Below are 10,516 nucleotides of genomic sequence, written 5' to 3' on the forward strand. Positions count from 1 at the left end.
CGGGGTTACGCCACGGCAGCAACCACCGCCGCCACCATGGCGGTGAGGCGTTCGATCTCGTCGCCCACGATGTCGTGGCCGACGCCCGGATAGAGTTGCAGATCGACCGCGGCGCCGAGTGCGGTGAACACCTCAGCGCTCTGCCTCACGCGTGCCTCCGGGATGTGCAGATCGCTGGTCCCGCAGGCGAGCAACACGGGCGTGCCCGCGAGCGAACCGGCGGGTGGTGCGTGCAGCCACCGGGCCGCTTCGTCATCGCTCCCGATCAGCGCGCCGGCGAAGGCCGCTACGCCGCCAAAGCGCGCACCGGCCTGGGCCTGTCGCGCGACGTATTCGAGCGTGAGACAGGCGCCCTGCGAAAAGCCCACGAGGATGACGCGCTCACGTGGAATGCCGGCCGCGGTCGCCAGCGCCACGGCCGCCTCCACGCGCTCGAGGGCGCTCGAGAGCCAGGGCTCGTTGCGCGGCATGGGCGCGAGAAACCGATCGGGATACCAGCTCTGCCCCGCCGCCACGGGCGCGATCAGCGCCGCGCCCGTGGCTTTCGCCGCGCGGGCAATGGGGAGCATCCCCGACGCGCTCCCACCGCGCCCGTGCGTCAGCACGAGCGCGTGGGAGGCCTCGGTCAGTGGTACACCGGCCAGCAGCGGGACCTCCTGCGCATGCGGGCCACTCGGCGAGGCACTCATACGGCCACCATCCACTCAGGACGCGTCAGGGTTGGGAGGCGGCGCTCGATCTCGGCCCGCTGCGCCTCGAGCCACGGCGGCAGCCGCAGCGTGGAGCCGGTCGTCGCCACCGGTTCATCCACCAGGAAGCCGGGGCCCATCGTGGCCAGCTCGACGATGTGCCCATCGGGATCGCGGGTGTAGATGCTCTGGAAGTACACGCGGTCCATCACCGCCGACACCCGATGACCGGCGTCGAGCAGCCGATCCCGCATCGCGAGTTGGATCTCGGGCGTGGCGACGGCGAGGGCGTAGTGATGACCCTGCCCCGTGCCCATCTGCGCGCGCCGTTCCGTGGCGGGGCGCTCGAGATACGTCACGAGCGAACCCGGGCGGGCATCGGCACTGCCCCACGACCAGTGCCGCGTGCCGGGGTCATCAAAGTTTTCGGTCTTCTTCACGAGCGTCATGCCGAGCGTGTCACGCAGGAACGCGTCGGTCCGTTCGAGATCCGTGGTCATGGCGGTGAGATGATGCAACCCGCGCGTGAGCGCCATGGCGGCGTCGATCGTGGTGACCGGCTCCGGCCAGGTGAGCGCCGCGATCGCCGCTTCGTCGCGCCCGCCCTTCACCAGCTCACGGGGCGGCGTGCGATGCGGTAGCGCGTCGTTCACGACGCCGACCGCCTCATTGTAGAGCATCCCCGGCCCGTCGGTCGCGATCTCGATGATCACGCCATCGGGATCACGGAAGTAGATGCTCGTGAAGTACTGCCGATCGTACGGGCCGATGATGCGGATGCCGAGATCGGTCAGCCGGCGCTTCCAGCGCAGCAGCGCGTCCCGATCGGCGACGCGCAGCGCGAGATGATGGGTGCCGCCGATCCCGGTCCGGCCGCGCGGCGCGGTCGGCCATTCGAAGAACGTGACGACCGTCCCCGCGCCACCGATCTCGTCGGCGAAGTACAGGTGATAGCTCCCCGGGTCATCGAAGTTGACCGTCGTCTTGACCAGCCGCAGCCCAAGGACGCGGGTGTAGAAGTCCACCGTCCGCTGCGCATTGGCGGCAACGAGGGTGATGTGATGCAGACCGAGAATGGACACGGGGTCCTCCTGCCCGTCGCGCGGGCGTTTATATCTTAGCACTAAGATACTATTTCCCTGAGGAACCGCAAGCCTATTCCGGATAGTTTTCGTCCCATTATGCCCGCCTCATCTCCCGCCGCCCTGCCCGCCGGTCTCGCCGCCCAGTTCGACGTTGTCCGCCTGCTTGGCGCCGGCGGGATGGGCGCCGTCTGGCTCGTCCGCGATCGGTTTCTCGATCGCCTCGTCGCCCTCAAGGTACTGCTCGCCGATCAGGCCAACGCCGAGGAGCGGGAGCGCTTCCTTCGCGAAGCGCGCACGAGCGCGCGCCTCGAGCACCCGCACATCATCGATGTATATCGGGCCGACGAGACCGACGGCGTGGTGTGGTTCACGATGCGGTACATCAACGGCGAGTCGCTGGGCGACCGCCTCCGCGAGCGTGGGCGACTCGCCGTCTCGGATGTCGTGCGCATCCTGCGAGAGGTGTCGTGGGGGCTCGCCTACGCGCACGCGCGCCAGGTGGTGCACCGCGACATCAAGCCCGACAACATCCTCCTCGATCGGGAGTCGGGGCGTGCCGTCGTGACCGACTTCGGGATCGCCCGCGATGCGAGCGATGCCAACGGCCTCACCCAGATGGGCAACGTGCTGGGCTCGGTGCACTACATGAGCCCCGAGCAGGCCTCGGGCGAAGCCCTCGACGGCCGCAGCGACATCTATGCGCTCGGCTGCGTGGGCTTTCACGCGCTGAGCGGCACGCCGCCCTTCGACGGCTCGGCGCAGAGCGTACTCGTGGCCCATGTCACCCGCCCCGCCCCGTCGCTCGCGACGATCGCCGAGCACGTGCCGGAGAGCGTGGTGGCCGTGATCGAGAAGTGTCTCGCCAAGGATCCGGCGCAACGCTATCCCACCGCCGACGCCGTGGCCGCCGCGCTTGATGCGGCGCTGCGTGATGCGGAGGCCACCGAGCAGGCCGCGGCCGATGCCGCCCCCGGCGGCGTGCTGAGCGAAGACGATGCGCTGGCAGTGTGGCAGCGCGCCGCGCAGCTGCAGGCGGAAGCGGCGCATCGCATGGAGCGGTCGGCGGCATTGCGGAGCGCGAATACCGGAGCGCACGCGCGCGTGTCTGCGGGCGCCAGCAACAGCGCCGCCGTGGTCGATACCGGACAGTATCGCGTCCGCGATGTCGAGGCCGCGGCGGTGGAAGCCGGGATCTCGCGACAGTACGTCGCGCTGGCGCTCGCCGAGATCAAGGCGCGGAGCGCGAGTGGTCAGGTCATCCGCGCCAGCAGTGAGGCCGAAGATCGTCGCCTGACCTTGTTCATGGGGACGCCGGACCGCGCGTTGTCGGTCAGCCGCGTCATTCCCGGCACCCCGAAGGACGTGCTCGCGGCGCTGGGTCAGGTGTTCACGACGCATCCCGCGAAGCTGGCGCTGCTCGATACGGTGAATGGGCATCCGCTCGACGGCGGCATCATGCGATTCCGGATGCCGAGGTTCAAGGAGGCCTATGTCAATCCCTTCGTCATGGCCGACAAGGACAAGGCGTTGGCCATGCGACTCGAGCAGATCGAGCTCTACGATCTCAACGTCACGCTGCAGCCGCGCGGCACGGCCGCCGCGCCGATGTGCGAAGTGGTGATCACCGGTGACCTGCGCCCCGGGCTTCGCACCAACCTCAAGCTCGATCTCGCGATGATGGCGGGGTCGGCGCTGATCGCCGGCGTGGGTGGGGCGAGTGCCGTCGCCAAGTACCTCGCGCCGGGACCGGTGGCGACCGCCGCCCTCGCGGCGCTCGGCGCGGTCATGGGCGCTGGCGCCTGCTTCCTCTGGTATCGCGGCCTCTTCCGCAGCGCGCTGGAGCATGCCCAACGCGAGATGGGCACGCTGCTGCAGACCATCGAACAGCAGTTGGCGACGCAGCGGCTCTTCCGCGGCGAGACCGCGGCGCTGCCGGCTGCGCCTACGACGAGCGGCGCGCGGTAGCGGTCGTCGGGCCCGGCGCAAAACGTCGGGTCGCGGCGTCATAGACCCAGGCGGTCGCGGTGACGGCCCCGTCGCGCTGCTCAATGACGTTGAGGGCACTGGGGCGGTGCCCCCGCATGCGGCTCGAGAGCGTGTTGGCCGCACTGAGCAGGAAGCGGCCGGTGCGCCGTTCGACCACCTCGATGCGCTCTTCGTGATCGTGTCCGGTGCACACCACGTCCACCGGCATCGCCGCGATGGCGTCGAGCGCCGCCTCGGGGCGCTTGAGCCCCCAGCGGCGCGACAGGCGCCCCTTCACCACGTTGTGGTGCACGACGAGCAGCCGGAGATCGCCCGCCGGGCTGGCCGCGAGCCGCGCCTGCGCATCGGCCAGCTGCGCGGCGGTGAGCCCGCCCTTCACGCGCCAGTCACGCGGATACCACGTGAGCGCGGGCGGGTTCGTGCCCCACGCCGAGTTGAGCCCCACGATGGAGACGCCGGGGACGCGCAGCGTGGGCTCGGTCTCCGGATGGATGTGGGCCCGGTAGCCCGCATGCACCTTCGTGAAGTCACCGTAGCCGAACGGCGCATGCCACCATGCGGCATCGTGATTCCCCGGTACCGTCAGCACGGGAGCGACGGCGCGAAACTGATCCACGATGGCGCGCGCGGCGACGAACTCCACATCGCGCGCACGCTGCGAGAAGTCACCCGACAGCACGATCGCGCTCCACGAGCCGGCCCGTGCGACGTCCAGAGCCGCGTTGACGTGCGCCTCACGGAACGGGTGCCCGCAGTGAATATCGGAGACGTGCAGGATGCGCACGCCGCCGGTTGGCGGGGTATCAGCCAAGGTTCGCGATCACTTCATCGGTGAACGCATCGGTGCCGGCGGTGCCGCCGAGATCGCGCGTGAGCACCTTTCCCTCGCGAATCGTGCGCTCGAACGCCGAGCGGATGCGATGCGCCCGCTCGGTGTCGCCGATGTGCTCGAGCATCATGCACGCCGCGAGCACGAGCGCGCCGGGGTTCGCGATGTTCTTGCCGGCGATATCGGGGGCGGTGCCGTGCACGGCTTCGAAGATCGCGGCCGTCTTGCCGATATTGGCCCCGGGCGCGAGCCCCAGCCCGCCCACGAGCCCCGAGATCTCGTCGGAGAGAATGTCGCCGAACAGGTTCGTCGTCACCACGACATCGAACTGCTCGGGGCGCATGACGAGGTGCATCGCCATGGCGTCGATGATCCGCTCTTCGAATTGGATGCGCCCTTCGTACTCGCGGGCCACCATGCGGCCGACGTCGAGGAACAGCCCCTGCGAGAACTTGAGGATGTTCGCCTTGTGGACCAGCGTGACCTTCTTGCGGCCATGCGCCAGCGCATACTCGAAGGCGTAGCGCACGATGCGCTCCGACCCTTCGCGCGTGATGATGGCCACCGACTCGGCCGCCGCCTTGGGGTCATCGCCGATGCGGACGTAGTGCTCGACCCCGATGTAGAGCCCCTCGGTGTTCTCGCGCACGAGCACGATGTCGATGTTCTCGAAGCGCCCGGGAACGATCGTGTAGGCCGGCCGCACGTTCGCGTAGAGATCGAAGGTCTTGCGCAGCGCCACGTTGATGGAGCGGAACCCTTCCCCGACCGGCGTTTCGAGCGGCCCCTTGAGGGCCACGCGGGTCCGCTTGATGGAATCGAGGGTGGCGTCGGGGATGGGGTCGTTCCACCGGGCGACACCGGCCATGCCGGCGACCTGGCGGTCCCATTCGATGTCGGCGCCGGCAGCGGCCAGGATGCGGACGGTGGCTTCGGCGATCGACGGGCCGATGCCATCGCCGGGGATCAGGGTCACGGGAGTGGGCATCCCTCATGATAGCCACCTGCGCGGGGGCTTTCAGCGGGTCCCGGGGCGCCGGGCGGGACAACGCCCCCCTCGGGGTCCGCGTTCATTGACAACGGCCGGTTCCGGAGCGCATATCGGCTGTCCCACCTCCTTTCCCACCTCGGCGTCCCCCGCGTGCTCAAAGTCCTTCCCTGGCTCGGTGTCGCCGCCCTTGGCGCCGGCGCCCTCGCGACGGTGGCCCTGTCTCAGGGCGAATCCATCAGTGCGGCCTGGCTGCTCGTCGCCGCCGTCTGCACGTACATGATCGGCTACCGGTTCTACAGCCGCATCATCTCCCACGACATCTTCGGCCTCGATGCCAAGCGGGCCACCCCCGCCGAGCGACTCGACGACGGCCGCGATTTCGTCCCCACGAACAAGTGGGTGACGTTCGGTCACCACTTCGCCGCCATTGCCGGCCCCGGTCCGCTGGTTGGTCCCACCCTCGCGGCCCAGTTCGGCTTCCTCCCGGGTGCCCTCTGGATCCTGGTCGGGGTGGTGCTCGGTGGCGCCGTGCAGGACTTCGTGATCCTCTGCGCCTCCATGCGCCGCGACGGCAAGTCGCTCGGCCAGATGGCCAAGGAGGAGATCGGTACGCTGGCCGGTGCCACCGCGCTCATCTCGGTACTCGGCATCATGATCATCCTGATCTCGGTGCTGGCGCTCATCGTGGTGAATGCGCTGCGCGACAGCCCCTGGGGCGTCGTGACGATCGGCCTGACGATCCCCATCGCGCTGCTGATGGGCGTCTACATGCGGTGGATCCGCCCCGGTGCCGTGTTAGAGACGACGGCGATGGGCCTCGTGCTGCTCGCCCTCTCGCTGTACGCCGGCAAGTGGGTGTCGGAGAGCCCCACGTGGGCGCCGGTGTTCACGCTCAGCGCCACGACGATCTCGCTCGGTGTGATGGGCTACGGCTTCCTGGCCTCGGTGCTCCCGGTGTGGCTGCTGCTCGCGCCGCGCGACTATCTCTCGGCGTTCGTGAAGATCGGCGTGGTGATCGCGCTGGCAGCCGGCATTCTGATCGTGCTGCCGCCGCTCGAGATGCCGCGCGTGACCAAGTTCATCGACGGCACGGGCCCGGTGTTCGCCGGCAAGCTCTTCCCGTTTGTGTTCGTGACGATTGCCTGCGGGGCCATCTCGGGCTTCCACTCGCTGGTGTCCTCGGGCACGACGCCCAAGATCATCCGCCGCGAGCCCGATGCACGGCTCGTGGGGTATGGCTCGATGCTCACCGAGTCGCTGGTGGCCACCATGGCGCTCATCGCCGCCTGCGTGCTGACCCCGGGCATCTACTTCGCCATCAACTCGCCGGCGGGTGTCATCGGTACAACGGCGGCGGGCGCGGCGGATGTGATCAACAACTGGGCGCTCTTCAAGCCCATCACGGGCGCCGAGCTCGAGCTGCTGGCCCAACAGGTGGGTGAGCATTCGCTGCTGTCGCGCACGGGCGGTGCCCCGTCGCTGGCGGTGGGCATGGCGCACCTCTTCGCGCAGGCGATGGGCGGCCCGGGCGCGATGGCGCTCTGGTACCACTTCGCCATCATGTTCGAGGCGCTGTTCATCCTCACCACGCTCGACGCCGGCACGCGCGTCGGCCGCTTCATGCTGCAGGACATGCTGGGCAACGTCTGGAAGCCGCTGGGCCGCGTGTCGTCCACGCCGGCGAGCATCTTCACGAGCGCGCTCTTCGTGTGCATGTGGGGCTACTTCCTCTACCAGGGCGTCACCGACCCCCTCGGCGGCATCAACTCGCTCTGGCCGCTCTTCGGCATCTCGAACCAGCTGCTCGCCACGGTGGCGCTCTGCGTGGGCACCACGATCATCATCAAGATGGGCAAGCAGAAGTACGCGTACGTGACGCTCATTCCGATGGTGTGGCTGGTGATCGTGACGATGACGGCCGGTATCACCAAGGTCTTCTCGAGCGACCCGAAGATGGGCTTCCTGGCCCATGCGCGCGTCCTGGGTGAGCAGATCGCCAGCAACACGCTGCCGGCGAACATCAAGTCGGTGGAAGCCGCGCAGCGGATGATCTTCAACGACCGGCTCGACGCCGGCGTGGCGATCTTCTTCCTGATCTCCGTCGTGGTGATCCTGACGGCGTCGATCAACGAGTGGCTCAAGGTCACCAGCGGCAAGAAGGCGGCGCAGACCAGCGAGTCGCCGTTCGTGCTCACCCAGCTCCGCGAGGAGGCGGCCTGACATGACGTGGCGTGAACGTCTGCGCCGAGTGGCGGTGATCGTGCGTCGCATCATGGGCGCGCCGGATTACGACACCTACCTCGCGCACATGCGCGCGAACTATCCCGGATGCACACCGCTGGATCAGCAGACGTTCGCGCACGAGCGGTGGAAAGCCAAGTACACCCGGGCGGGACACCGCTGCTGTTAAGAAACCCACAACCCACGACCAAAAACACGAAACCCTAAACTGATCGGTTTAGGGTTTCGTGTTCTAGGTCGTGGGTTGTGGGTGACCGGCGGCTATTCGGACGGTTGCCATCCATACCGCCGCCAGGGCCAGCGACGCGCCCATGCTGAAGGCGGCCGCCGAGTTCCAGCGTGTCCACACCGCCCCGAAGAGCACGCTCGCCGGCAGTGCGGCGGCGCCGATGAGACCCTGGTACCAACCGAAGGCGGTGCCGCGATGGGTGGGGCCGACGACGTCGGCGATGAAGGCCTTCTCGGTGCCCTCGGTGAGGCCGAAGACGAAGCCGTAGACGGTGAAGAGCGCCCAGGCGTGCCAGGTGCTCGTGGCGAGCGCGAACCCGGCGTAGACGGCCGCGTAGAGCAGCCAGCCGCTCACGATGAGGGGCTTTCGCCCCACGCGATCGCTGAGGGCGCCGCCGGGGGTGCTCGACGCGCTCTTCACCACGTGCAGCGCGACCCAGAGCAACGGGATGAGCGGCGTCGGCACGCCGAGCTGCGAGGCGCGCAGCAGCAGAAAGGCGTCGGTGGAGTTGCCGAGGGTGAAGAGCACCACCGGGCCGACCACGTGCCAGAACGCGCGTGGCAGGGGCGTCGCGGGCTTCTCCCGTGGCTCGCGCACGACGAAGGTGCGACCGGGCGATTCGGCCACGAAGCGGAGCGCCACCAGCACGGCGAACACTCCCGGGACCGCCGCGACCCAGAAGACCTGACGGAGGGGGAGGTGCCACCAATTCAGACAGGCGAGGGCGATCAGCGGCCCCACCACGGCGCCGAAGTGATCGGAGGCGCGATGGAAGCCGTAGGCCCGCCCCCGATGCTCGGGCTCGGTGGATTCACCGATCAGCGCATCGCGGGGCGCCCCGCGGATCCCCTTGCCGACACGGTCGATGAGGCGGATCATGAGGACCTGCCCGCCGGTCTGCGCCACGGCCACCAGGGGGCGGACCAACGAGGCGATGCTGTAGCCGGCCACGATGAGCGGCTTGCGCCGCGCCGCACGGTCTGACCACCATCCGCTGGCGAGCTTCAGAAAAGACGCCACGGCCTCGGCCGCGCCTTCGATCACCCCGACCATCTGCACCGACGTGCCCAGCGTCCCGACCAAGAAGAGCGGCAGCAGCGGCGCGATGATTTCGCTCGAGGCGTCGGTGAGCAGGCTCACCGCCGAGAGCGCCAGCACGTTCCGCGACGGCCGCCAGCGCGTGGGAGGAGTGGGTGATGTCACCTGAAGTGCTGGCAGCGCCCGGTCGTGGCGCCGATCCGGAGTGGCAAACCACTCTGTACGGCGCGTGGCGGAAACGTCGGGCGTGGGTGCTCGACGAGCAGGTGGCGCTGGCCGATGTGCCGGCGCCCACCGGGAACGAAAGCGCCCGGGCCGATCACCTGCAACGGCGATTCCACCACATCACGGGGCTCGATGTCACGCGCGACGCGGTGGGCAATGTGTGCGCCACCGTGTCACCACGCGTGGTGGACGCCCATCGCGCCGCCCCCGTGGTGTGCCTCGCGCATCTCGACACGGTCTACGCCAATGGCGTCCCCACGCCGATGCATCGTGAGGGGTGGCACGTGCGCGGGGCGGGCATTGGCGACAACGGTCGTGGTCTTGCCGCGCTGCTCACGCTGGCGCACGCGCTCCAGGCGCCATCGATCCGTCAGCGCCTGCAACGCCCGGTGCATCTCGTGGCGACGGTCGGCGAGGAAGGCGAAGGCAATCTGCGTGGCGCGCGCCACTGGTTCGACAGCGCCAGCGAGGCCGGCATCGTCCCGGCCGCCGCGATCGCCATCGATGGTCCGGGCGACGACGCGATCATTCATCACGCGGTCGGCTCACGCCGCCTCCGTATCACGTTGCGCGGACCGGGCGGCCACAGTTGGGTGCAGCAGCAGGTCGCCAACCCGCTGCATGCGCTGGGCGGCCTGCTCACCGCCATCGCCGCCCTCCACGCCGACGGTCAGCGCCGTCCGCACGAGCGCACGACGGTCCAGGTCACGCGCATGCACGGCGGCGAGTGCCTCACGGCGATCCCGCGCGAAGGCTGGCTCGATGTGGACCTGCGTTCCTCGTCGGAAGCGGCGCTGACGCGCGTGCAGCAGGAGCTGGTGCGCCTCGCCCACGCCCATGCGCGGGGGCTCACGATCGCGCTCAGCCCCCTCGGCGACCGCCCCGCGGGCGCACTCGCAGCAGATCACCCCCTCGTGCGACTCGCCGCCGCCTGCACCGAGCGCGTCGGCCGAACGCCACGCGCAGCGATCGCCTCAACCGATGCGAACGTCCCCCTCGCCCGAGGCATCCCCGCCCTCGCCATCGGCGCCGGCGGCACCGGCGGTGGCGCGCATACGGAAGCCGAGTGGTACTCGGACGAGCACGCGGAACTGGGGTTGGAGCGCGTCCTGCGCCTGGTGGTGGCGCTGGCGGCGTAGGATTGAACTGATCGCATCCAAGACATCCAAGAGATCCAAGGCGTTCAAGGGGGCGTCTCGCCAT

Annotated in this window: 9 protein-coding genes; 4 read left to right on the forward strand and 5 right to left on the reverse strand. The window is 69.1% G+C overall.

Annotated elements, in window-relative coordinates; translation table 11 throughout:
- Positions 1-5: 5 nt before the first annotated feature.
- Both K2R93_13605 and K2R93_13610 read right to left on the reverse strand, forming a co-directional pair.
- Positions 6-689, reverse strand: a complete 684-nt coding sequence (locus K2R93_13605) for a dienelactone hydrolase family protein (GenBank protein ID MBY0490872.1) — start codon at positions 687-689, stop codon at positions 6-8.
- Entirely contained in the window at positions 686-1,771 is a 1,086-nt protein-coding gene (locus K2R93_13610; GenBank protein ID MBY0490873.1) for a VOC family protein, read from the reverse strand. Before K2R93_13610 ends, K2R93_13605 begins: the two co-directional genes overlap by 4 nt.
- Positions 1,772-1,870: 99 nt before the next feature.
- Here K2R93_13610 and K2R93_13615 point away from each other — a divergent pair, with 99 nt between their 5' ends.
- On the forward strand, positions 1,871-3,739 hold the full coding sequence (locus tag K2R93_13615) for a serine/threonine protein kinase (GenBank protein MBY0490874.1): 1,869 nt from the start codon (positions 1,871-1,873) through the stop codon (positions 3,737-3,739).
- Here K2R93_13615 and K2R93_13620 read toward each other — a convergent pair.
- Positions 3,717-4,571, reverse strand: a complete 855-nt coding sequence (locus K2R93_13620; GenBank protein MBY0490875.1) for a metallophosphoesterase — start codon at positions 4,569-4,571, stop codon at positions 3,717-3,719. The genes K2R93_13615 and K2R93_13620 overlap by 23 nt on opposite strands.
- On the reverse strand, positions 4,564-5,577 hold the full coding sequence (locus K2R93_13625; protein ID MBY0490876.1) for an NAD-dependent isocitrate dehydrogenase: 1,014 nt from the start codon (positions 5,575-5,577) through the stop codon (positions 4,564-4,566). The genes K2R93_13620 and K2R93_13625 overlap by 8 nt, the downstream gene beginning before the upstream one ends.
- 117 nt (positions 5,578-5,694) lie before the next feature.
- Here K2R93_13625 and K2R93_13630 point away from each other — a divergent pair, with 117 nt between their 5' ends.
- Both K2R93_13630 and K2R93_13635 read left to right on the forward strand, forming a co-directional pair.
- On the forward strand, positions 5,695-7,800 hold the full coding sequence (locus K2R93_13630; protein ID MBY0490877.1) for a carbon starvation protein A: 2,106 nt from the start codon (positions 5,695-5,697) through the stop codon (positions 7,798-7,800).
- A 1-nt stretch (position 7,801) separates the two neighbouring features.
- Entirely contained in the window at positions 7,802-7,990 is a 189-nt protein-coding gene (locus tag K2R93_13635) for a YbdD/YjiX family protein (protein MBY0490878.1), read from the forward strand.
- A gap of 63 nt (positions 7,991-8,053) precedes the next feature.
- Here the strand turns inward: K2R93_13635 and K2R93_13640 are convergent, their stop codons facing one another.
- The gene (locus K2R93_13640) at positions 8,054-9,253 is read right to left on the reverse strand and encodes an MFS transporter (protein ID MBY0490879.1); all 1,200 of its coding nucleotides are present in this window, start codon (positions 9,251-9,253) and stop codon (positions 8,054-8,056) included.
- Here K2R93_13640 and K2R93_13645 point away from each other — a divergent pair.
- Positions 9,247-10,452, forward strand: coding sequence for a M20/M25/M40 family metallo-hydrolase (locus K2R93_13645; protein MBY0490880.1), 1,206 nt, complete (start codon positions 9,247-9,249; stop codon positions 10,450-10,452). The two genes, K2R93_13640 and K2R93_13645, sit on opposite strands and share 7 nt — an antisense overlap.
- Positions 10,453-10,516: the final 64 nt, after the last annotated feature.

Source organism: Gemmatimonadaceae bacterium (assembly GCA_019752115.1).
Lineage (GTDB): Bacteria > Gemmatimonadota > Gemmatimonadetes > Gemmatimonadales > Gemmatimonadaceae > Gemmatimonas.